We start from the raw sequence: 21,770 nt of genomic DNA, 5'->3' as shown, positions 1-21,770 counted from the left end.
GAGGCAAATTCACTCTCTTTAGCTGCTGATCCTGGGGATTTCGGTAATAGTATTCACCTGTTTTCGCGCATAGTGGCCAGCTTTTTCGGTCTATATTGTTCACTCTATTTTGCTTCAAAATGGCCGCTCGGCTCATTTTAAGCGGCTTTAAGCTTTCTGGAAGCCTGACCGGACTCATTGTTGTTTTGCAGAGAGAAATTAAATTGTCGATGCGCTAAAGGCCTTAAAATCGAAACTTATAAATCTTTTGTTGGAGTATTTTTATCGAGGGTAATTTTCTTTTAGCCCAAGGCTAAATTGTCCTTTTAGACGCTGAATATTGCCTTCTAAGGAATCAGGTGAAGGGTCAGTGGACCAACAATTACGAATACTGTTTGAAAAATGACCAGGTCAGATTGGGCCGGATTGGATATATTTGGGTCAGTCTTTAGGATACCATCAAGATCAGATGGTAAAAAACGGGGTGTACAGTTTGGAATGAGAATCACTGCACACTTTTAGCGAAATCCCCACCAGTCTGATTCTAAACATTTATAAATGCCTTTTCTTTGCGGGGATTCTCCTGTAACATGAAGTTGTAGCTGAATAGGGTAAGTTCCATCTGCATTTTTCCTCCCTTTTAGCATTACTAAATTTAATGTGATTTCCATGTGTAAATATTGCGTAAACGAAACGGCATCTAAATCGGTAAACAAAGATACTAAAAATATTAGTAAATCGCATTCAGGCATAAAAAAGGCCGAATAGTGTTACCACTTTCAGCCACTTATAACCTCTTTGTGTGCTCCCGACGAGATTCGAACTCATATCGATGGTACCGGAAACCATAATTCTATCCATTGAACTACGGGAGCAAGGCTGCAAATATAGAAAAATCAAAATCATTTAGTAAAAATATATCGGCTATTTTTAGCCATTAAATATAAAAGCAGCTGAGCCTTTGGACCTAAGGATATATTTTACGTTAAAAAATGATTAAATCATTGTTCCTGTTTTTAATTATCAGTGTTTATGATCGTTTATTTTCCAATTAAGGGCCTTCCTAAGTGATTTTTAAAGCGCCGGTATTGGCTTTTTTAGAAATAAAAATGCACCTTTGCGAACCGTTAATAGAGGTTTAGGCATGTAACAAAAAATTAGTTGTTTATGGAAGAAATGGTTGTAGAAGAGATTCAGGAACTGCTTGAAAAGGAAAACGATAAAGCTTTAAAGCAATATCTCGACCAACTAAACATTTCGGATGTTGAACAACTTATTGATGAACTGCCGCAATATGCGGCCAAATTTATCGAAACCCTATCCATAAACAGGGCGGTAAATGTTTTCCGGATTCTTGATTTCCCAACCCAGGAGCGTATCATTAAAAAACTTTCAGGCAATAAACTGAATCAGATCATTAAAGATCTGCCACCCGACGATCGTACGGCACTTTTTAGTGAACTGAAAGGTGATGTGGTAAAAAAAATGATTACCCTGCTACCTGCCGAAGAACGCAAAGAATCGCTTGCACTTTTAGGTTATAAAGAAGATAGTATAGGGCGTTTAATGACCCCCGATTACATCGCTGTAAAGCCAGAATGGTCTATTACAAGGGTTTTGGCACACATCAGGCGATACGGTAAAAACTCCGAAACCATTGATGTGGTATATGTGATCGATAAAGAAGGTGTATTGCTCGATGACATTAGGATCAGGGAGGTTTTATTGGCCGATCCAGAGGCAATTATTGGCGAGCTAACCGATAAACGTTTTATTGCTTTAAAAGCCAACGATCCGCAGGAAGATGCAATCAATATCTTCAGGATGAATAACCGCGTAGCCCTACCGGTAGTAGATGAGAACAACATCCTTTTGGGTATTGTAACCGTTGATGATATTTTGTGGATTGCCAACGAAGAATATACCGAGGATATGCATAAAATAGGGGGGACCGAAGCGTTGGATGAACCCTACCTCGATATGCCGATTTTAAAGCTAGTAAAAAAACGCGCAGGTTGGTTAATTGTACTCTTTTTGGGCGAAATGTTAACTGCCACTGCGATGCAGCATTTCGAAATTGAACTCGAAAAGGCGGTTGTATTATCGCTTTTTATCCCTTTAATTATGAGCAGTGGAGGTAACAGTGGTTCTCAGGCCTCAACATTAATTATACAGGCCATGGCGCTTGGCGAAGTAACCATTGCAGAGTGGTGGCGTGTAATGCGCAGGGAATTGGTTTCAGGGGCATTACTGGGCATCATTTTAGGTACAATCGGTTTTATTCGTATTATAACCTGGCAAGAGTTGCACCTATATAACTATGGACCCCACTGGTTTTTAATTGCTACGACTATATTTTTTACCTTGGTGGGTATTGTGCTGTGGGGCAGTTTAATTGGTTCGATGATGCCAATTATTCTAAAAAAACTAAAACTCGATCCGGCCACCTCTTCGGCGCCCTTTGTGGCTACCATGGTAGATGTTACCGGTATTGTGATCTATTTTAGTGTTGCAGTTTTAATTTTAAAAGGCGTATTACTTTAATCCCTCAATAATGCAAAAGAAAATTACTACCCTCTTTACCGATATTGGCGGCGTTTTATTAACCAACGGTTGGGACAGACATGCGAGGGGAGAAGCCTCGGTGTTGTTTAACCTCGACTCAGTTGATCTGGAAGAACGTCATCACCTTACTTTTGATACCTACGAAGTGGGTAAACTAACTTTAGATGAATACCTGGAACGTATTGTTTTTTTTGAAGAGCGCAGTTTCAGTTATGATGATTTTAAAGAATTTATGTTCAAAAAGTCGTTGGCTTATCCAGAAATGATTGAGCTAATTTGCGAGTTAAAAAAGAAATATAATCTTAAAGTTGCTGTAATCAGTAACGAAGGCCGCGAGCTTAATCAATACCGAATCAACACCTTTAAACTGAACGAATTTGTAGATTTCTTCGTTTCATCAAGTTTTGTGCACTTCCGTAAACCCGATGCGGATATCTTTAAAGTTGCTATCGATATTTCGCAAAGCGATGTTGAAACCAGTTTGTATATAGATGACCGTATGTTGTTTGTTCAGGTGGCAGAACAATTGGGCTTAAAAGGTATTCATCATACCGATTACGAAGATACCAAAGCGCAGTTGGCTGCTTATGGGCTGGAGGTTTAATTTATAGCACTTCCTATATAAAAGAAAATTGCCGTTATGATCGTGTAAGCGAAAATAGCGGCAATCTTTGTTTATAAGATGACTAGTGTTTGCACTTCGACTTCGCTACCAGATAGTTCCAATAGAAGAATCGTTATTTCGATCCGATAGCTATCGGATGGAGCCAGCCGGTTTTTCACTGGCAGTGGAATGGAGAAATCTATAGAGACAGATTTAGCTTCGCTGAGCACTAACGTGGTTCTCGGCTATGTTGGCCTACGCTTGCAATGACGACCTCGAAAGGTTGTCACCCAAATTGATTTATATTCAATAAATTAACCCTCCATGTTATATACTCAGATGTAATCCGTGCTATCGGTACCTCCTGTGGCTGAAAAGCGTTGAAAACAAAAAAGCCACTCTTGTGAGTGGCTCTATATAATTTATTCTTTAGGGCTTACACATTAAACCTGAAGTGCATGATGTCGCCATCTTCCACTACATAGGTTTTTCCTTCTACACCCAGTTTACCTGCATCTTTACACGCGTTTTCAGAACCTAGAGTTACGAAATCGTTGTATTTAATAACCTCTGCACGGATAAAACCTTTCTCAAAATCCGTGTGGATAACACCAGCAGCCTGAGGTGCAGTAAAGCCTTTGGTAATAGTCCAGGCACGTACTTCCTGTACACCTGCAGTAAAATAAGTGTAAAGGTTTAATAATTTATAAGCTGCACGAATCAGTTTGTTTACACCCGATTCAGTTAAACCTAAATCAGCTAAAAACTCCTGACGCTCCTCATAACTTTCAAGTTCTGCAATTTCCGACTCGATTTTAGCCGAAATCACCAAAACTTCTGCATTTTCATCAGCTACATTGGCTTTAACCAAATCAACGTATTTGTTGCCGGTAATTACCGATGCCTCATCTACATTACAAACATACATTACCGGTTTTTGGGTAAGCAGACCTAAATCTTCAATGAAATCGAAATCCTCCTGAGCTAAAGGCGCGGTGCGGATCGATTTTCCACTTTCCAGGTGCGCTTTTACTACCGTTAAAATTTCGTAAGTACGTTTTGCATCCTTATCGCCACCTGTTTTAGCCATTTTTTCAACCTTTTGAATGCGTTTATCCACAGTGTCCAAATCTTTAAGCTGCAATTCGGTGTCAATAATTTCCCTGTCGCGGATCGGATCAACAGAACCATCTACGTGGATCACGTTACCATCATCAAAGCAACGTAAAACGTGGATAATCGCATTTGTAGCACGGATGTTTCCTAAAAACTGGTTTCCCAAACCTTCACCTTTCGATGCACCTTTTACTAAACCGGCAATATCTACAATCTCGATGGTATTTGGCTGTACCTTGTTGGGCTTAACCAATTCAGCAAGTTTAGTCAATCTGTCGTCAGGTACCGTAATTACGCCAACATTGGGCTCAATAGTACAAAAGGGAAAGTTTGCTGCCTGCGCTTTTGCGTTTGATAAACAGTTAAAAAGAGTCGATTTACCAACATTTGGTAAACCTACTATACCACATTGTAATGCCATTTATATTTTAGTATTTATTTTATAGTCAATAGTCTTTTAGTTGATGGTTTATAGTCAAATGTCTATGCACCATGCTTTCCTCCTAAAAATCGGGCAAAGATAAGCTTTTATAACCTTTAATTAAAGGCAGTAATTTGTGGCAGATGGATATTTTATCTAAGTTTAACAAAAATTACAGATAACACACATGGAAGATTTAGAACAAGAAGTGCCCCAGGAGGTAAAATTAATCGTTACCGAAGAAATGCGGAGCTATCTTTACGATATTACAAAATGGGCCAAATTCTTATCAATTGTCGGTTTTGTATTCGCTGCTTTCATTATTTTGGCTGCCTTAAGCATACCTTCTATAATATCAAGCAACCCGGGTTTAGCAAAACAGTTTGCTCCACTTGGGCAGGGAGGTGCAACCATTGTAACCGTGGTTTATTTGCTATTGGGTTTATTTTATTTCTATCCGAGTATATTATTGTTCAGGCTGGCCAATAAAGGTAAACAAGGCGTGTTGTTTGGAGATCAGGAAAGTTTAGATGCCGCAATACTGAGTTTAAAATCCCTTTTTAAGTTTTGGGGAATTATAACCATTGCCATAATTGTAGGCTATTTCTTATTGGTATTTATTGTAGGCGCAGGCTTGGCTATACGTTAGAAAGAGCGCAGCAATAAAAAAAGCCTTTGCAATTTTCATTATGCAAAGGCTTTTTTGTGAAATTATATTACTTAGAAAGAAAAATCATCGCCTGGTCTGCTGCTATGTTCTCCGTTTTCTGAATATTCGTAACGTTTTTCAACCACATCCTGATGGGTTTTGATATAATCAACAGTTTCGTTTAGGCCTTCAGCGAATTTTTCGAAATCTTCTTTGTATAAAAAGATTTTATGTTTTACAAATACACCGTCTTCTAATCTTTTCTTGCTTTCGGTAACTGTTAAATAATAATCACCCGATCTCGTAGCCTTCACGTCGAAGAAATAAGTTCTCTTACCTGCTCTTACTTTCTTTGAAAAAACTTCTTCTCTTTCCTTGTTGTCGAATTCTCCCATGGTTGGTATTGATGTTGGTTTTTGGTTTCGGTAAATATAAAGCAAATATTTAAAGTTCAAAATACAATTTTGATACAATTTAAATTGTACGGCTTTCTTCTTCTAAAAGTTGGTTGTTATAAAGCTCGGTATAACTGCCATTTTTACTAAGTAATTCATTGTGTGTGCCTTGTTCAATGATTTTTCCATCATCGAGGACTAAAATTTTATCCGCATTTTTAATTGTAGAAATTCTGTGGGCAATTAAAATACTGGTCTTTCCAAGCATAATTTTACCCAGGTTTTGTAATATTTCCTCCTCGGTTTTCGTGTCAACCGCCGAAAGACAATCATCAAATATTAAAATTTTAGGAGATTTGATCAGCGCACGGGCTATAGAAACCCGCTGTTTTTGCCCGCCAGAGAGTGTAATGCCACGTTCGCCCAGCATGGTTTCGAACTTTTCTTCAAAATCGATGATGTTGTTATAAACCGATGCATTTTTGGCTGCCGTATGCACTTCTTCATCGGTAACGCTATCTAAACCAAAGGCAATGTTGTTTTTAATTGTATCCGAAAAAAGGAAAACTTCCTGTGGTACAAAGCCAATTTGCCCCCTGTAATCTTTCAGGTTTAGTGCCTTAATATTTTTACCGTCCACATCAATCTGGCCGTTTTCTACGTCGTACATCCGCATAATGAGGTTGGCTAAAGTAGATTTTCCAGAGCCTGTTTTGCCGATTATGGCTACAAATTCACCACTTTTAATTTCAAAACTAACATCTTTCAAGGCCTCGATTCCAGTATCAGGGTAGGTAAAGCTTACCTGGTCAAATTTAATATTGCCGGCTAAAACCCTTTCTTGCGTTTCTTTGGATTGGATATCAGAAGGGATATCTAAAAATTCATTTATCCGCTTTTGCGATGCAGCTGCCCTTTGAATTAATGAAGTTACCCAGCCCAGCATGGTTACCGGGAAAGTTAACTGGTTAATGTAAATGATAAATTCGGCGATATTTCCGGCGGTAATACTGCCATTCATTACCTGTATACCACCTACATAAATGGTTAAAATGGTACTTAAGCCAATTAATAGCAACATAGTAGGGTAGAATAAGGCCGAAACCCTTACCAGGCCCATCGAATCTTTTTTGTATGCGTTGCTCTGTATTTCGAACATATTGCGCGTATAATCCTCACGCACATACGATTTGATAATCCTGATCCCCGAAAAGCGCTCTTGTACAAAACTCGATAAATCTGATAAACGCTCCTGTATCTTTCCACTCTTTTTAAATATAAGAGTGTTTACATAATATATAATGATAACCAGAAAGGGCAAGGGGAGCAGACAGTAAATGGCCAGCTTGGAGTTTACATCAAACATCGACCAGATAATAAGTACCGATAATACAAAAGTATTAATGGTGTACATAATGGCCGGACCAACATACATCCGCACGCGGTTTACATCTTCAGTTGCGCGGTTCATTAAATCGCCGGTGTTGTTGCGACGGTAAAATCCTAAGCTCAACTCCTGGTAATGCTGGTAAATGTCGTTTTTCATGTCAAATTCGATATGCCTCGACATTAAAATAATGGTTTGGCGCATAAAGAATAAAAACAGTCCGCGCATTAAATAAAGGGCAATAACCAGTAAACCAAAGTAAAGCAGGTTACTGCTAAAAATATCGTAAATAATAGCTTGACGGTTAAAGCCCCCAAACAAGTTAAAAATCTGTATGTTTTCGGTAATCAGGTCAACCGCATAACCAATTACCTGGGCAGGTACTACGCCAAAAATATTCGATATTACTACGAAAATACTCCCCGGAATAATCCACCACTTGTATTTTAGAAAGTACTTGTTTAATCGGCTCAGATGTTTCATGTTGTACAAACTTAGATAAAATTGTTATTTCGTGTGGTATATTTATCTGTTAAGCACTAAGGTTTAAATAATAATGACATATTTTTTTAAACCCCGACGTTTTTAATGCTTTGGAGCTTAGTGTGGCAGAATTAATTTTGTTATAGTTTCGTTAAATACATGTAATAATGGTTTTTTATTCTAATTTTGCAGCAGGTTAGCCGAACGTTCATATGCCAGCAAATTCGCAGACAGATTTTTCCATTTTAGATCAATTAAGTGCTTACGGGCATAAAAAGTTGGTTTTTTGCAATGATCCCGATACAGGTTTAAAAGCAATTATTGCTATACACGATACCACATTAGGCCCGGCTTTGGGCGGTACACGCATGTGGAGTTATGCAACCGAAGGCGAGGCCTTAGAAGATGCCCTTCGTTTATCGCGCGGAATGACCTATAAAGCGGCCATTACAGGTTTAAACCTGGGTGGAGGTAAAGGGGTAATCATTGGCGATTCTAGAAAAGACAAAACCGAAACTTTAATGCGTAGCTATGGCAGGTTTATTAAAAACCTGAATGGCGAATTTATTACTGCCGAGGAAATGGGTACCAACACGCGCGATATGGAATATATCCGTATGGAAACCAATTATGTTACCGGCGTGCCCGAATCAATAGGTGGTGCGGGTAACCCAGCGCCATTTACTGCCCAAGGCGTATACTTAGGTATTAAAGCCAGCGTTAAAGAAGTTTTCGGAACAGATATGCTTGCCGGAAGAACTATCGTTGTACAAGGAATTGGTAATGTAGGCGAACATTTGGTAGCACTTTTGAGGAAGGAAAATGCCGAAGTTTTGATTAGCGATATTAACCAGGAGCAATTAACTTACGTAGCCCGTAAATACAAGGCAAAACCGATTGAAGCCGATAAAATTTTTACCACCGAGGCCGATGTTTATGCTCCATGTGCAATGGGGGCAACGGTGAACAACAAAACCATCGAAAAAATGAAATTTGCAATTATTGCAGGTTCGGCAAACAATCAATTAAAAGATGAGGTTTTAGATAGCGAATTGTTGTTGAAAAAAGGAATTTTATTTGCGCCAGATTATTTAATCAACGCAGGAGGTTTAATTTCGTGTTATTCCGAACTAACTGGTTTTGGTAAAAAACGTACCGTACAACTTACCGAGAATATTTACGATGCCACACGTAGTGTTATTAAACTAAGCAAGGCCGAAAATATCTCAACTAATATTGCTGCAAACCGCATTGCCGAAAAACGGATCGCAGATATTAAAAAAATTAAATCGTCATATTAAATAATAATTATTAAAAACAGGTTTTAAAAACCACACTCGTTCTTACATTCATGTTAAACAGAAGGCACTTAAGAATCAAAGCTTTGCAAAACATTTTTGCATGGCACATGGCAGACAAAAAAGACATTAAAGGTGATTTGAAAACTTTAATGCAAAGCATCGATAGCGTGTACGAAATGTACATTTGGATGCTCTCTTTAATGGTAGAAGTTACCGAATTTACTGCTAACGACGCTGCAGAGCGTCAGAACAAGTTTATTAAAACAGCTGAGGATATTAATCCGAACATGAAATTGCTGCACAATAAATTTAGTGTTTTATTACAGCAAAATCCTGATTATGTTGCTGCTGTAAAAAAATACAAAGTAGACTGGGGTTTCGATCCTGAAATCCGTAAAACAGTTTACAATTCTTTAAAAGCATCAAAAGAATATGCCGAGTATCTGGCTGATCCTAACGAGAGCTTAGAATCATCAAAAGATATTATCAAATACATTTTTCGTAAAATTATTTTAAAAAGCCAGGCAATTATTCAGGTTTTCGAAGAGAAATTTATCAACTGGCAGGTAGATCACGAGGTAATGAAAGGTATGGTTGCCAAAACCCTTAAAAACTTTACTTTCGAAGATCCTTTTAAAAACAAACTGACCGAAATTAGTGCCGATTGGGTAGAAGACAGCAAGTTTGTACAGGATCTTTTTGTCCACACCTTGCAAAACGATGCCAAATATCAGGAAATGATTGCTGATAGGACTAAAAACTGGGAATCGGAACGTATTGCTTTAATGGATACTATTTTGATGAAAATGGCAATCTGCGAGCTCTTGAATTTTCCATCTATCCCGGTAAAAGTTACCATCAACGAATATCTGGAGCTTTCAAAAGATTACAGTACACCGAAAAGTAATTCATTTATTAACGGTATTTTAGACAAAATTTTAGGCGATCTTAAGAAAAACAATACCATTAAAAAGATTGGCCGCGGATTAATTGAAGACTAAAAAATGAAGAAAATATTTATCCTGGCCATTGCTGCGATTTCATTTACAGCTTGCCGCAATGCAAACAATCAAACTTCAGAAACAGCTTCGGCGGTTTCGGTTGGAAACGATACTTCAAAAACAGCTAAAGTTGCACCTGCCGATGCACCCGTTATTGTGTTCGAACGCGATATTTACGATTTCGGTAAAATAGAGCAGGGCGAAAAAGTTAAGCACGATTTTAAACTGAAAAACACAGGTAAAAGTCCGCTTATCGTTTCAAATGCAACAGCAACTTGTGGCTGTACCATCCCTCAGGTGCCTGGCGAACCTATTTTGCCTGGTAAAGAAGGTATTATTAGCGTAGTATTTAACAGTGAAGGTAAAATGGGTATGCAGGATAAAGTAGTAACCGTTACATCGAATGCCAACCCAACCACTACTACTGTACATTTGGTAGGCGAGGTATTGGCTAAAAAATAAATTGGCTAATGGTAAGGTAATTTGCCTTTTGGCACATTTCAAAAACCATCAACTACTCACAAAAACAAATAAAATAAGAAATGACATCAACAGTAATTTTACAGGCAGCAGGCGGTAGCAATATGCTAAGTACAATTGTACCAATGGTATTAATCATGGTAGTTTTCTACTTCTTCATGATCCGTCCGCAAGTTAAAAAGGCAAAAGATCATAAAAAATTAGTAGCAGAATTAGGTAAAGGCGATAAAATAATTACCACTGCAGGTATTCATGGCAAAATTGTAGATTTAAACGAAACTACTTTCTTAATTGAAGTAGAAAGCGGAGCTAAAATCCGTTTCGATAAATCGGCAGTTTCTTTAGATGCGACAAAAGCAGTTGCTCCAGCTAAAGCGTAGGCAGAAATAATTAAAATGAAGAGCAGTCCCGAAAACTTTCGGGACTGTTTTTGTTTTACTACATTTGGTTGCGTACATTTTTAGATCAACAGTTTCAGGCTTACATCTAACAATTATTCATTATGCCATTTATTAGATTAACTAAAATTGAAAAAAGACGTGTATTTAGCTTATTAGCCTGTTTATTGCTGGCTATAGCTGCATGGTTTTTTATGGCATTGAACAACAAATATATTTATACAGCTAAAACTGTTCTGGTATTTAAAAATACACCAACCAAAAGAGCTTTTTATCCTTTACAATCAGATACGATAGATTTACAGGTAGAAGGTACCGGATGGCAATTGCTTTTTGCCCGGTTAAGGATTAGTCCACCCTCGGTTTCTGTTAATTTGAGCCAGCTTAATACCAAGGATTTTATTGTGTTTTCCGATCAGCTGTTTAACATCAACAGGCAATTGGAAAGTACCCAAAAGGTGATTTCGGTTAAGCCCGATACCTTGTATTTCGATTTTACTAAACGGATAGTGAAAAAGGTTCCGGTAAAACTGATAGATAAGCTCGATTTTGTAAAGCAATATGGTATTTCGAGCGAAATTATCCTGAACCCTAAGTTTGTAAAAGTAGCCGGACCGGTAGAAGAACTGGCTAAAATAAAAAGCTGGCCAACTGACACACTAAAACTGAATAAAATACAGGGTAGTAGCACCGTTAGGGTAGCTTTACAGCACAGTATTCATAAAAATGTAAGTATTTATCCTTCCTCTGTTGAGGTGAAACTTCCTGTTGACGAGTTTACCGAAAAAACGATAGAGGTTCCTTTAAAATTGCTGAATAACAGGAATTACAACAGTATTAAACTTTATCCTAAGAAGATTAAAGTTACCTTTTTGGTTGCTTTAAGTAATTACGATCAGGTAGATGATAGTTTTATTACTGCAACAGTTGATGCTGATGAATGGCAAAATTTAAAGCACCGTCAATTGACAGTTAAAATAACCCAATTTCCTGATTATTGTAAACTGGTGAGTGTAATGCCCTCCAAAATAGATTTCATTGTAGAAAAATAATGTATAAAGTAGGTATAACAGGTGGTATTGGCAGCGGTAAAACTACTGCATGCAAGGTTTTTGAGGTACTGGGGATTCCTGTATTTTATGCCGATACCGTGGCCAAAGAGATTATGTGCAAAGATGCGGTGCTGGTAGCGGGTGTTAAAGCAGCTTTTGGCAACGAAAGTTATTTTGAAGATGGAAAACTAAACAATAAACACATTGCCAGTATTGTTTTTAATAATGAAACAGCACTTGCACAACTCAATGCGCTGGTACATCCGGCAGTTTTCCGTGCCTTTGATGCATGGGAAGCTACCATGCCATCAGATACTCCCTACACCTTAAAAGAAGCAGCTTTGTTATTCGAAAGTGGTTCATATAAAATGTGCGATACCACCATTCTGGTTACTGCTCCTTATGATCTTAAACTGAAAAGGGTAATGCAGCGCGATGGCGTTTCCGCAGAGCAGGTTAAGGCCCGCATGGATAAGCAGCTTAGTGATGAAGAAAAATCGAAACTGGCCAACTATTTTATCGTTAATGATGAGCAAAAATCCATCATCGAACAGGTTTTAGCTTTACACGAGCAATTTTTGAAGGCTGCAGAAGTCCTCAAAGTTTCTAAAGCATAATCTACTCTAATCATATAATCCTTAAATCCTCTTATCTCAATCATGATTTTAGCAGATTTTATTACCATTACCCCAACGGGTTTATATTGTGTTTACGGCGATTTTTACCTCGATCCGCAACAACCTGTAAAAGAAGCGGTAGTTTCTCATGCGCATGGTGATCATGCAATAGGTGGTAGTCAAAATGTGTATTGTACGGCAGCTACTGAAGCCTTTATGAAACACCGTTACCGTAAATTCGCCGCGGTTGATTTTTATATTAAAGCTTATCACCAGTCGTTTAAAATAAAAGAAGTAATCATTACTTTTTATTCAGCCGGGCACATTTTAGGTTCTGCACAGGTTTTAATGGAATATAAAGGTGTTAAATACCTCTATACAGGCGATTATAAAATAGAACCCGATGACACTTGTGAGCCTTTCGAGTTTGTTAAGGCCGATGTGCTGATTACAGAGAGTACGTTTGCCAATCCGGATACGAAACACCCTTCTGCAGTAGAAGAAATTAAAAAGCTAAATTTAACCAATGCCAATATCATGCTGGGTGCTTACGCCCTGGGCAAGAGCCAACGTATTATTCAGTTGTTGAGCGAACACTGCCCAACTAAAAATGTGATGGTGCACCACAGTATAATGCCCTTTGTTAAAATTTATGAAGATTACGGCATGAAACTAGGCAGTTACAAGATGTACGATCGCAAAGTGATGAAAAATAACCACGAGCACCAGGTGTATATTGTACCGCCAATGGTTTTTCACAGCTACCATAAAGCCATTAATGTGGTGAGGGCCTTTGCTTCGGGTTGGAAAAACCTGCAACAGCAAAATGGCATAGCGCTTTACATTTCTGATCACGCTGATTGGGAAGCCATTTTAGAAACCATTCAAAAAGTAGAACCCCAACAAGTATGGACTTTGCATGGCGATGGTAAGCAACTGAGAGATTATTTTGCAGGTAAACTGGAAGTTAAGATACTCAATTAGGTAATGATGGAATGATGGAGTTTTGAATGATAGCATGCTAAGATAATTCCCAAATTCATTCATTCAATAACTCGATTATTAAGGGTGGAATGATAGGATTTTGAATGATAGTGCGATTCTCAAATTCATTCAATAATTCTATATTCACTCATTCAAAATTACCAAAATGAAAGAAGGTGAAGATTTTTATTTTAACGAAGATGGTCTGATGGTTTTTACAGAAGCTTATCATTTAAAGCGCGGTTATTGCTGTAAAAATAAGTGCAAGCACTGCCCATGGGGTTTTGGAAAGAAAAAAGAAAAAAAATAGTTCAGCTTAACAGTTCGCAGTAAGCAGTTTGCAATTAGCAGTTGATCTTATGGAACTTTTTATCTCAAACTTAACATAGTTATAAATGTCGCTCAGCGCCACATCAAATCCCATCGAAACAAAGGTTAAGGTCTCAGAAATGTCTTTATGCTTGTTTAGCGTCTATTTTTTTTTCATTAATGTAATATGCCTCTACCGAAATTGATTCAGAATCGATCATGATACATTCCTTTAATGATGGAATATCTTTATACAGGTTAAATCTTTTGCCCTCGTCGTAATTTTTGGTTGAAGGTGATAGGATTTCGATGATCACTGTCGGTAAAATAAAGGTTTCTTCATCAACATCGCTGTGCATTAAACCATTACAATAAATGGATATGTCGGGATAGGTGAATAAGGTATTCTCTGGAATATTCATTCACATATCACTTCCATAAGGTCTGCAGGGCTTGCTTTTTAGTTTGTTACCTAATTCTAAGAAAATATTACTAAAGATTTCATTGTGATTGCCTCCAAATCCCGACATGGCAAATATCTCTCCCATATAATACTCATGTTTTGCAGTCGATGGTTTTTCCATCTCCAGGTATTTTTAACAGTGTAACGTCTTTTATTATAAGCTACAGCAGGTTCATTTAGAATGTTTTCTATATACGAATTTAATTCATTTTGAGCAGATGCAATAAATTTAAACGATTATAAACGTTTAAAACCGGCTGCATGGGCGATTGCTTGAAAATGCCGAATTGTTAACTATTTAAATTGGTTAATTGCAAACCGTAAACCGCCAACTGATCTAATGCCCAGCGAAGAAGCCGATCAAGGCAACACCGATACCCAGTAAAACAGCAAGCATTTTGCGGGTATTAATTTTATGGTCAGCACTCGATTCGAATAGGATAGTGGTAGAAATATGCAGAAAAATACCAATTACAATGCCCATAATTTTGTTAAAATAAGCATCTACGCCACCAATACTTCCATTGCTCAAGCCTACGCTTACATAAAACCCCAATGGTGCCATTACAGCAAATATGATCAGGTAAAGCATAATGCTGCTCTTTTTAAAATGGTTTTGCATTAAAATGCTTGCCAAGGCAAATGCAGCTGGGATATGGTGTAAAGAAATACCGAAAATCAACTCGTTATGCTGCTCTTTTGCAAGAGGCATTCCTTCTAAAAACGCATGCAAACAAAGGCTGATCATGATACCGAAGGGAAAAACGTGCCCATCGTGGTGTTTATGGATATGGCCATGTTCTACACCTTCCGAGAATTGCTCGAGAAAAACCTGTAAAAGGAAACCTACTAGTATAAAAATACCAATCTGTGCTTTATCCGGGCCGCTGTAGGCATCGGGAATGAGGTGTAAAACCGTAATAGCAAATAAATACGCCCCGCTAAAAGATAAAATAAGCTTTAGCAGCTTCGATTTATCACTTTTAACTAAAAAAATGGCTGTTCCACCTAAAAAGGCGCAAAAAAAGAGTACACAGAGTTTCCAGATTTCCATAGGTTAAAAATCAGGTTGTAATTTTTTAAATATTCTCGAACAAATAATGCCAATAATGATACCCAAAAAAGCACCTGTTGTTACATCTACCGGGTAATGTACACCCACATATACCTGCGCAAAACTGATAATAAAGGCCCAGAATAACCCTATTGGTAAAATGGGTTTCCAGCGGCTATAAAAAAGGCAAATCAAAAATACCGCAATGGCAAAATGATTGGTTGCATGTGCAGAAGGAAAACTTAGTCCGCTGCCGCAGGGTACTCGGTGTATAATATCATTGGCCAGGCTCATATCATTGCAGGGGCGTACTCTTGAAACGAAAGGTTTTATAAGCCTTGAAGCAATTAAATCGCCCATTGCGAAGGTGAAAAGTACCATCCCAATAATGTAATATCCCTGTTTTTTGTATTGCTTTATGCAAAAAACAACAATAAAAAGGTACAATGGCGACCAAAAAAAGCGATTGCGCATTAAGGGCATTAACCAGTCAAAAAAGCTGTTCGAAAGTCCGCGGTGGATTTTCAAAAATAAGGCTACATCAAATTGTTGTATGCTTTCTATCATGCTTTTTTGCAAATTAAAATTAAGCGGTCTGAATCTGATTCGTTGAAATCATCAAGCGCGTAACTACCAAAGGTTTTTTCGATTACCATTCCGGCTTTGATCAGCATGCGCTGAAAATCTTCGAAACTAAAAGCTTGTACACGCTCTTCGAAATTGTAAACCTTTTTGTTGTCTTCGAAATTTATTTTTTTGATAATTTTTCCGTCAACCACATTTTTAGTGATATTAAAAGTAATACCATCCAGGGATTTGGTTTCGCAGGAGTTTAAATTGCGGATGATTTTTTCAGTGTTAAAGTAATCTAAAACCAGAATGCCTTTAGCTGTTAGGCATTTTCTAAAGGTTTTTAGCGCATTTACATGGTCTTTCTCTGTATCAAAATAGCCAAAGCTGGTAAACAGGTTTAGCGCGATATCAAAATAATTGATGTAAAACAGCCTCCGCATATCGTGTACCAGGAAGTGGAGTTTATTGTTTTCGAACTGTTTGGCGTATTTAATGCTCTGTTCCGATAAATCTATTCCGGTAACATCAAAACCTTTTTTGTTAAGGTAAATGGAATGACGGCCTTTTCCGCAGGCAATATCAAGCATTTTTGCATCCTCTTGCGGTTGCAGGTACTGCGTAAGTTTATCGATGAAAAATTCGGCTTCGGCATCATTTCTTTGCTGGTAGAGAATATGATAATATGGCGAATTAAACCAATATTGAAACCACTTGCGTTGCATATATAGCCTTTTATGTTTTGGGAAGTTGCAAATATAAGCTTTTGCTGCCGCTCCTAAAGTTTTGGACATGCTTTTATGCAACATTATTGCATGAAAATTATTAAGCCACTGGCTTACAGATTTACAAACACAAATTTTAGAACAGTGCAAGGGAAAAGAGAAACGGAATAAAACATCGAGCTTTTATCCTGAAAACTCAAAACCGAACATACGTTTGATTTCGGTAAGTGCGGTATTTTTGTCCGTTACATCATATTAATTGATATAAAATCAATGTAAATAAACAGGTTTGAGGGCGTTTTAGATAATGGCTATTTTGTTTTTTTTGTTATTTTTGGGACTCAAATAAATTATACACAGTGACTTTAATAAAATCAATTTCAGGAATACGAGGAACCATAGGTGGGAGAGCTGGCGACGGCTTAACGCCATTTGATATTGTGAAATTTACTGCTGCTTTTGGTAGCTGGGTAGTAAACAAAACAGGCAATAAAAGAATAGTTTTGGGCCGCGATGCACGAATCTCGGGCGAGATGGTAAACAATTTGGTTATTGGAACCTTGCAGGGCCTGGGTATCGAAGTAATCGATTTAGGTTTATCAACCACTCCAACCGTAGAAGTTGCAGTACCAGACGAAAATGCTGGTGGTGGTATTATTTTAACAGCCAGCCACAATCCAAAACAATGGAATGCTTTAAAATTACTCAATGCCAAAGGCGAATTTATTTCTGATGCAGACGGTAAAGAGGTTTTAGATCTTGCTGAAAGCGCTGATTTTGATTTTGCTGATGTAGATAAATTAGGAAAAGTAATTAAAAACGATACTTATCTCCAAAAACACATTGATAAGGTTTTAGCCTTACCATTGGTTGATGTAGAAGCAATAAAGAAAGCCGATTTTAAAGTAGTAATTGATTGTGTAAATTCTACCGGAGGTATTTTTATTCCAGCTTTATTAAAAGCCTTGGGTGTAACCAAAGTAGTAGAATTATATTGTACACCAGATGGACATTTTCCGCACAACCCGGAGCCTTTGCCAGAGAATTTAACCGAAATATCGAAAGAAGTTCAAAAGCAAAATGCCGATTTAGGTATTGTTGTTGATCCTGATGTTGACCGTTTATGCTTTGTGAACGAAGACGGTAGCATGTTTGGCGAAGAATATACCCTGGTTGCCGTGGCCGATTACGTATTGAAAAATACACCTGGTAACACAGTTTCAAACCTTTCATCAACCCGTGCTTTACGTGATGTTACTGAAACTGCAGGAGCCGAATACAATGCATCAGCAGTAGGTGAGGTTAATGTGGTAAATAAAATGAAAGCCAGTAATGCTATTATCGGTGGCGAAGGCAATGGTGGTATCATTTACCCTGAATCGCACTACGGTAGAGATGCTTTGGTGGGTATAGCCTTGTTCTTAACGCATTTAGCTAAGTTTGGTAAATCTATTTCAGTACTTAGGGCCAGCTATCCACAATACCATATCTCTAAAAATAAAATTACCCTTACGCCAGAAATGGATATCGATAATTTGTTGAAACAGGTAGAAGAAAAATATAAAAGTCAGCCTTATAGCACAATTGACGGTTTAAAGATAGAATTTGATAAAACTTGGGTACATTTGCGCCGTTCAAACACTGAACCGATCATCAGGATCTACAGTGAAGCAGAAAATGAAACCATTGCTGAGAATCTAGCAAACAAAATCATTTCTGACATTAAAGAAATATTACACCTTTAATCCGTTTTGATCAACGCAATTTGATCAAACGTTTAAGGTAAAAAACCGTGGTTTAACAGTTTGTTAAACCACGGTTAATAAAAATGGGAAATATTGGCAACAGTAGTCCCAAAGTGAACTAACTAATTAATTATTCGTAAAAATGAAAAGGGTCTATTTAGATAATGCGGCCACAACGCCTTTAGATAAAGAGGTAATCGCAGAGATGACAAACGTGATGGAAAATTACTTTGGTAATCCATCTGCCATTCATGCGTTGGGCCGTGAAGTGAGAACGTTGGTAGAAAAGGCCCGTAAAACTGTTTCAGGCTTATTAAACGCATCACCATCCGAAGTGTTTTTTACATCAGGAGGTACCGAAGCCGATAATACTGCTATCCGTTGTGGCATTTTTGCCTATGGTATTAAACATGCCATTACTTCTAAAATAGAGCATCACGCGGTTGAGCATACGTTAAATACTATGCTTAAAAATGGCGAAATTGATAAATTAAGTTTCGTTAATATAGACGAAAAAGGAAATATCGATTACAACCATTTAGAAGAACTGCTTCAAAATAATGAGCGTACATTTGTTTCGTTAATGCATGCCAATAACGAATTAGGTACACTTACTGATATGGTTAAAGTGGGCGATATCTGCGAGAAATATAATGCTATTTACCATGCCGATACCGTGCAGACCATGGGGCACTACCGCCACAATGTACGCGAACTGAAAGCACACTTTATTGTTTGTGCTGCACACAAGCTCCACGGGCCAAAAGGTGTAGGTTTCCTTTACGTAAACAGCAACATTAAAATCCCTCCAATGATATATGGAGGTGCACAAGAACGCAACATGCGTGGTGGCACAGAAAATGTATATGGCATTGTAGGGTTGGCTAAAGCGCTCGAAATTGCTTATGCAGAAATGGATGAGCACCAAACCTACATTCAGGGCTTAAAAGATTACCTTAAGACACAACTTATTGCCGAAATTCCAGGGATTGCTTTCAATGGCGAAACCGATGCCGATAAGAGTTTATATACGGTGTTAAACGTATCATTCCCGAAATGGATATGGCCGATATGTTGTTGTTTAATTTAGATATCAATGGTATCTGCGCCTCTGGTGGCAGCGCCTGTTCATCGGGCTCTAACATTGGCTCGCACGTGTTAAATGGCATCAAAGCCGATCCAAATCGTCCTTCAGTACGTTTTTCTTTCAGTAAATACACGACTAAAGAAGATCTGGATTACGTAATAGAAAAAGTAAAAATGGTTGTGAAGCAAAATGCTTTAGCATAAAAATATCAATAACCAAATAGGAGAGTCTCAATGAAAGTTGGGACTTTTTTTGTTTAAAAATTGGCTGTTTTTTTTGAAAAGCAGGCACAGCACTTTGTTTTAATGTTCGTCCTGCTTTTCATTAAATTCCGATGAAGGATTGGAATGCCGTTTTAATCAGGTTTATAAATGGCAGCCGGTGCTACTATTTGCAGTTGAATAGCATGTACCTGATTTATTTGCTTAAAAAAAAGCTCTTGCAAAAACCGAAAATAAAACTTATATTTAATTAAAATAAGGGCAATTCAAGCCATTTTACCTGTAGTTCCTAAACGAAACCTTATCATATTCCCCGTGGTATAAGGTTAAGCAAATTTTAAAATAGCTTTTTTGAGGAGGCTCCGTCGCAAACAAAAAAGCATTTGTATTAAAATTCGTTAACCCCGAAAACTAACAAGTTTTCTACAATCTATATCGTCATGGAAAAGAGCCAAACCAACCAAAATCTAAAAAACGCGAAGCCGGAAGAAAATTTAAATGAAGACAGGAAACACATTTACAAGTTTATCCTGGCACCATTTTCATTTGAGTCTTCCAACCATTTTAATAAAATACACAAAAGGAGGTTCCACTCCTTTGGATGTATTCACGAATTAGGAAAACTTCCGGGAGCCATGCTTTAATCCGGGCGTTATTAAATCCCAATGCTTTTTTAGCTTTTCTTCGGAGAGGCAGTGGAAAGGTTTAGCCTTCCTGATAAACATATTCCTGGAACGGCTGATAAAAAACAATCTGATTTTTAGCTTGTTGCTATAGTACATCAATTTAGAGAGCTATGGAAACAAATAAAGAAAAAGGTAAAGTTGTTGAGAACGATTTGCTGGATAAAAAAGCAGAAGCTATGCGGGATGATAGCCTGGATGAAAATAAATCATCGAAAATAACCACTAACCTGTTTAGTAAAAACGATAAAAGGAAAAACAATCCCTTAGGGCCAGGGCACGAGCCCGGACCAACCCCTGGGTCAGGAATATAATGCTGGCCAGCAGAAAAAATACGGCAAATTGATTACATTTAAGCCACGGCAAATGCTGTGGCTTTTTAATTGAGATAAAATGGAAAGAAGAAACTTTATCAAACAATCTGCTTTGGCTGTGGCCATGCTTTCTTTATATAAAACAGATGTTTTTGCACAACAGGATTTGTTACGGGCTTATAACTTTAAACCCTTACGTAATAATGTTGGCATATTTACCGAGCAGGGAGGCACCATTGGCTGGCTCAATGCAGGCAATGGTTTTGTGGTGGTAGATGCTCAGTTTCCAACATCTGCTCCCCATGTAATTGAAGAACTGAAAAAGCTGGGTGATAAACCCTTTAAATACCTGATTAATACGCATCACCATGGCGATCATACAGCGGGCAATATTGCCTTTAAAGATTTGGCGCAAAAAATAGTAGCTCACCAAAATTCGCTGGTTAATCAGAAAAGAGCGGCAGAGAAAGCCAATAACCTCGATAAACAACTACTGCCTGATACCACTTTCGGTACTGGCTGGAAAGCCAAGATCGGTGACGAGCGAATCAGTGCATATTATTATGGTTCGGGCCATACCAATGGTGATGCAGTTTACCATTTCGAGAATTCGAACATTGTGCAGGTTGGAGATCTGGTTTTTAACCGCAGGTTCCCGTATATCGACAGGGAGAATGGTGCTCACATCGGCAACTGGATCACTGCATTGGATAAAATCATCAGCCAATTCGATAACGATACGCTTTTTATCTGGGGACACAGTCTGGACCCCGAAAAAGTAACCGGAAACAAAGCTGATATAAAAGCTTATCAGAATTACCTACAAAGTTTACTCAGCTTTGTAGGAGCTGAAATTAAAAGTGGCAAAAGTAAAGACGATATTTTAAAAGCCACAACTATTCCAGGTGCACCCGAATGGAAGGGCGATGGCATCCAAAGAAGCTTAACTGCTGCTTATGATGAATTGAAGGGAGTTTAGTCTCCTGGTGGATCGTCATTTCGAGCGAAGTGAAACGAAGTCGAAAAATCTGATTAAAGATGTTTCATTCACTTCGCTATAATTAAAAAAACATTTTTTTGTTTTGGAATTAACCAGTATACGATAATTTTGGCCTTATAACACTTGCAAATCTTTTTTCAATTTATAAACATTCTATATTTAAAATA

Annotated in this window: 21 protein-coding genes, 1 tRNA gene and 2 pseudogenes; 15 read left to right on the top strand and 9 right to left on the bottom strand. The window is 37.8% G+C overall.

The genetic code is table 11. The annotated features are described in order from the left end of the window. Positions 1-497: 497 nt before the first annotated feature. Both G7074_RS02075 and G7074_RS02070 read right to left on the bottom strand, forming a co-directional pair. Positions 498-731, bottom strand: a complete 234-nt coding sequence (locus G7074_RS02075; protein WP_166206502.1) for a hypothetical protein — start codon at positions 729-731, stop codon at positions 498-500. 51 nt (positions 732-782) lie between these two features. Then, a tRNA-Arg gene (locus tag G7074_RS02070) sits at positions 783-854 on the bottom strand. Positions 855-1,146: 292 nt separating this feature from the next. Here G7074_RS02070 and mgtE point away from each other — a divergent pair. Both mgtE and G7074_RS02060 read left to right on the top strand, forming a co-directional pair. Further along, a complete protein-coding gene (gene mgtE / locus G7074_RS02065; protein ID WP_124562532.1) occupies positions 1,147-2,523 on the top strand; it encodes a magnesium transporter in 1,377 nt (458 codons plus the stop codon). 10 nt (positions 2,524-2,533) lie between these two features. Next, complete coding sequence (locus G7074_RS02060; protein ID WP_124562533.1) at positions 2,534-3,148, top strand: HAD hydrolase-like protein; 615 nt, start codon at positions 2,534-2,536, stop codon at positions 3,146-3,148. A 436-nt stretch (positions 3,149-3,584) separates the two neighbouring features. Here the strand turns inward: G7074_RS02060 and ychF are convergent, their stop codons facing one another. Beyond that, positions 3,585-4,685, bottom strand: a complete 1,101-nt coding sequence (gene ychF / locus G7074_RS02055) for a redox-regulated ATPase YchF (protein ID WP_166206499.1) — start codon at positions 4,683-4,685, stop codon at positions 3,585-3,587. Between the two features lie 187 nt (positions 4,686-4,872). On the opposite strand from ychF, the gene G7074_RS02050 reads away from it, so the two are divergent. After that, positions 4,873-5,334 (top strand): DUF5362 family protein, encoded by a 462-nt coding sequence (locus G7074_RS02050; protein WP_124561330.1) that lies wholly within the window; start codon positions 4,873-4,875, stop codon positions 5,332-5,334. A 71-nt stretch (positions 5,335-5,405) separates the two neighbouring features. Here G7074_RS02050 and G7074_RS02045 read toward each other — a convergent pair whose 3' ends face one another. Together G7074_RS02045 and G7074_RS02040 are read right to left on the bottom strand one after the other, a co-directional pair. Further along, positions 5,406-5,729 (bottom strand): DUF3276 family protein, encoded by a 324-nt coding sequence (locus G7074_RS02045; protein WP_124561329.1) that lies wholly within the window; start codon positions 5,727-5,729, stop codon positions 5,406-5,408. Positions 5,730-5,808: 79 nt separating this feature from the next. Continuing rightward, positions 5,809-7,599, bottom strand: a complete 1,791-nt coding sequence (locus tag G7074_RS02040; protein ID WP_166206496.1) for an ABC transporter ATP-binding protein — start codon at positions 7,597-7,599, stop codon at positions 5,809-5,811. A gap of 212 nt (positions 7,600-7,811) precedes the next feature. On the opposite strand from G7074_RS02040, the gene G7074_RS02035 reads away from it, so the two are divergent. From G7074_RS02035 to G7074_RS02000, 8 genes are all read left to right on the top strand, one after another. Further along, complete coding sequence (locus G7074_RS02035) at positions 7,812-8,900, top strand: Glu/Leu/Phe/Val dehydrogenase (RefSeq protein WP_124561327.1); 1,089 nt, start codon at positions 7,812-7,814, stop codon at positions 8,898-8,900. Between the two features lie 50 nt (positions 8,901-8,950). Then, positions 8,951-9,901 carry a transcription antitermination factor NusB gene (gene nusB, locus G7074_RS02030; RefSeq protein ID WP_124561326.1) on the top strand — a complete coding sequence of 317 codons (951 nt, stop codon included), beginning with the start codon at positions 8,951-8,953 and terminating at the stop codon, positions 9,899-9,901. A gap of 3 nt (positions 9,902-9,904) precedes the next feature. After that, entirely contained in the window at positions 9,905-10,363 is a 459-nt protein-coding gene (locus G7074_RS02025) for a DUF1573 domain-containing protein (protein ID WP_124561325.1), read from the top strand. A gap of 80 nt (positions 10,364-10,443) precedes the next feature. Continuing rightward, a complete protein-coding gene (yajC, locus tag G7074_RS02020) occupies positions 10,444-10,761 on the top strand; it encodes a preprotein translocase subunit YajC (protein WP_124561324.1) in 318 nt (105 codons plus the stop codon). Positions 10,762-10,883: 122 nt separating this feature from the next. Then, on the top strand, positions 10,884-11,831 hold the full coding sequence (locus tag G7074_RS02015) for a CdaR family protein (RefSeq protein ID WP_233603934.1): 948 nt from the start codon (positions 10,884-10,886) through the stop codon (positions 11,829-11,831). Further along, complete coding sequence (gene coaE / locus G7074_RS02010) at positions 11,831-12,448, top strand: dephospho-CoA kinase (protein ID WP_124561323.1); 618 nt, start codon at positions 11,831-11,833, stop codon at positions 12,446-12,448. Before G7074_RS02015 ends, coaE begins: the two co-directional genes overlap by 1 nt. A 42-nt stretch (positions 12,449-12,490) precedes the next feature. Beyond that, the gene (locus G7074_RS02005; protein WP_124561322.1) at positions 12,491-13,432 is read left to right on the top strand and encodes an exonuclease; all 942 of its coding nucleotides are present in this window, start codon (positions 12,491-12,493) and stop codon (positions 13,430-13,432) included. Positions 13,433-13,598: 166 nt separating this feature from the next. Further along, on the top strand, positions 13,599-13,742 hold the full coding sequence (locus tag G7074_RS02000) for a DUF5522 domain-containing protein (protein WP_158674084.1): 144 nt from the start codon (positions 13,599-13,601) through the stop codon (positions 13,740-13,742). A gap of 145 nt (positions 13,743-13,887) precedes the next feature. Here G7074_RS02000 and G7074_RS01995 read toward each other — a convergent pair. The 4 genes and pseudogenes from G7074_RS01995 to G7074_RS01975 form a co-directional block, all read right to left on the bottom strand. After that, a pseudogene (locus G7074_RS01995) lies at positions 13,888-14,289 on the bottom strand (Uma2 family endonuclease). Between the two features lie 252 nt (positions 14,290-14,541). Continuing rightward, positions 14,542-15,258 (bottom strand): ZIP family metal transporter, encoded by a 717-nt coding sequence (locus G7074_RS01985; protein ID WP_124561320.1) that lies wholly within the window; start codon positions 15,256-15,258, stop codon positions 14,542-14,544. 3 nt (positions 15,259-15,261) lie between these two features. Next, positions 15,262-15,825 (bottom strand): phosphatase PAP2 family protein, encoded by a 564-nt coding sequence (locus G7074_RS01980; RefSeq protein ID WP_124561319.1) that lies wholly within the window; start codon positions 15,823-15,825, stop codon positions 15,262-15,264. After that, positions 15,822-16,553: a bifunctional 2-polyprenyl-6-hydroxyphenol methylase/3-demethylubiquinol 3-O-methyltransferase UbiG gene (locus tag G7074_RS01975; protein ID WP_124561342.1), complete on the bottom strand. Its 732-nt coding sequence runs from the start codon at positions 16,551-16,553 to the stop codon at positions 15,822-15,824. Before G7074_RS01975 ends, G7074_RS01980 begins: the two co-directional genes overlap by 4 nt. A gap of 359 nt (positions 16,554-16,912) precedes the next feature. Between G7074_RS01975 and glmM the strand changes: the two genes are divergently transcribed. The 4 genes and pseudogenes from glmM to G7074_RS01955 all read left to right on the top strand — a co-directional run bounded on the left by glmM (position 16,913) and on the right by G7074_RS01955 (position 21,582). Continuing rightward, entirely contained in the window at positions 16,913-18,298 is a 1,386-nt protein-coding gene (gene glmM, locus G7074_RS01970) for a phosphoglucosamine mutase (RefSeq protein WP_124561318.1), read from the top strand. Positions 18,299-18,440: 142 nt separating this feature from the next. After that, positions 18,441-19,588, top strand: a pseudogene (locus tag G7074_RS01965) (cysteine desulfurase family protein). 814 nt (positions 19,589-20,402) lie between these two features. Continuing rightward, complete coding sequence (locus tag G7074_RS01960) at positions 20,403-20,603, top strand: hypothetical protein (RefSeq protein ID WP_124561316.1); 201 nt, start codon at positions 20,403-20,405, stop codon at positions 20,601-20,603. Positions 20,604-20,682: 79 nt separating this feature from the next. Then, on the top strand, positions 20,683-21,582 hold the full coding sequence (locus tag G7074_RS01955) for an MBL fold metallo-hydrolase (protein ID WP_166206487.1): 900 nt from the start codon (positions 20,683-20,685) through the stop codon (positions 21,580-21,582). The last annotated feature ends 188 nt before the right edge of the window (positions 21,583-21,770 follow it).

The organism is Pedobacter sp. HDW13 (assembly GCF_011303555.1).
GTDB lineage: Bacteria > Bacteroidota > Bacteroidia > Sphingobacteriales > Sphingobacteriaceae > Pedobacter.
This window is presented reverse-complemented; position numbering and strand designations above follow the sequence as displayed.

Coding starts and splice junctions, on each gene's coding strand:
- G7074_RS02060 (WP_124562533.1), top strand. CDS start 2,534: ATGCAAAAGAAAATTACTACCCTCTTTACCGATATTGGCGGCGTTTTA.
- G7074_RS01955 (WP_166206487.1), top strand. CDS start 20,683: ATGGAAAGAAGAAACTTTATCAAACAATCTGCTTTGGCTGTGGCCATG.
- G7074_RS02000 (WP_158674084.1), top strand. CDS start 13,599: ATGAAAGAAGGTGAAGATTTTTATTTTAACGAAGATGGTCTGATGGTT.
- G7074_RS02040 (WP_166206496.1), bottom strand. CDS start 7,599: ATGAAACATCTGAGCCGATTAAACAAGTACTTTCTAAAATACAAGTGG.
- G7074_RS02050 (WP_124561330.1), top strand. CDS start 4,873: ATGGAAGATTTAGAACAAGAAGTGCCCCAGGAGGTAAAATTAATCGTT.
- G7074_RS02025 (WP_124561325.1), top strand. CDS start 9,905: ATGAAGAAAATATTTATCCTGGCCATTGCTGCGATTTCATTTACAGCT.
- G7074_RS02005 (WP_124561322.1), top strand. CDS start 12,491: ATGATTTTAGCAGATTTTATTACCATTACCCCAACGGGTTTATATTGT.
- G7074_RS01975 (WP_124561342.1), bottom strand. CDS start 16,553: ATGCAACGCAAGTGGTTTCAATATTGGTTTAATTCGCCATATTATCAT.
- yajC (WP_124561324.1), top strand. CDS start 10,444: ATGACATCAACAGTAATTTTACAGGCAGCAGGCGGTAGCAATATGCTA.
- G7074_RS02035 (WP_124561327.1), top strand. CDS start 7,812: ATGCCAGCAAATTCGCAGACAGATTTTTCCATTTTAGATCAATTAAGT.
- coaE (WP_124561323.1), top strand. CDS start 11,831: ATGTATAAAGTAGGTATAACAGGTGGTATTGGCAGCGGTAAAACTACT.
- ychF (WP_166206499.1), bottom strand. CDS start 4,685: ATGGCATTACAATGTGGTATAGTAGGTTTACCAAATGTTGGTAAATCG.
- G7074_RS01960 (WP_124561316.1), top strand. CDS start 20,403: ATGGAAACAAATAAAGAAAAAGGTAAAGTTGTTGAGAACGATTTGCTG.
- G7074_RS01985 (WP_124561320.1), bottom strand. CDS start 15,258: ATGGAAATCTGGAAACTCTGTGTACTCTTTTTTTGCGCCTTTTTAGGT.
- mgtE (WP_124562532.1), top strand. CDS start 1,147: ATGGAAGAAATGGTTGTAGAAGAGATTCAGGAACTGCTTGAAAAGGAA.
- G7074_RS02045 (WP_124561329.1), bottom strand. CDS start 5,729: ATGGGAGAATTCGACAACAAGGAAAGAGAAGAAGTTTTTTCAAAGAAA.
- nusB (WP_124561326.1), top strand. CDS start 8,951: ATGTTAAACAGAAGGCACTTAAGAATCAAAGCTTTGCAAAACATTTTT.
- G7074_RS02015 (WP_233603934.1), top strand. CDS start 10,884: ATGCCATTTATTAGATTAACTAAAATTGAAAAAAGACGTGTATTTAGC.
- G7074_RS01980 (WP_124561319.1), bottom strand. CDS start 15,825: ATGATAGAAAGCATACAACAATTTGATGTAGCCTTATTTTTGAAAATC.
- G7074_RS02075 (WP_166206502.1), bottom strand. CDS start 731: ATGCCTGAATGCGATTTACTAATATTTTTAGTATCTTTGTTTACCGAT.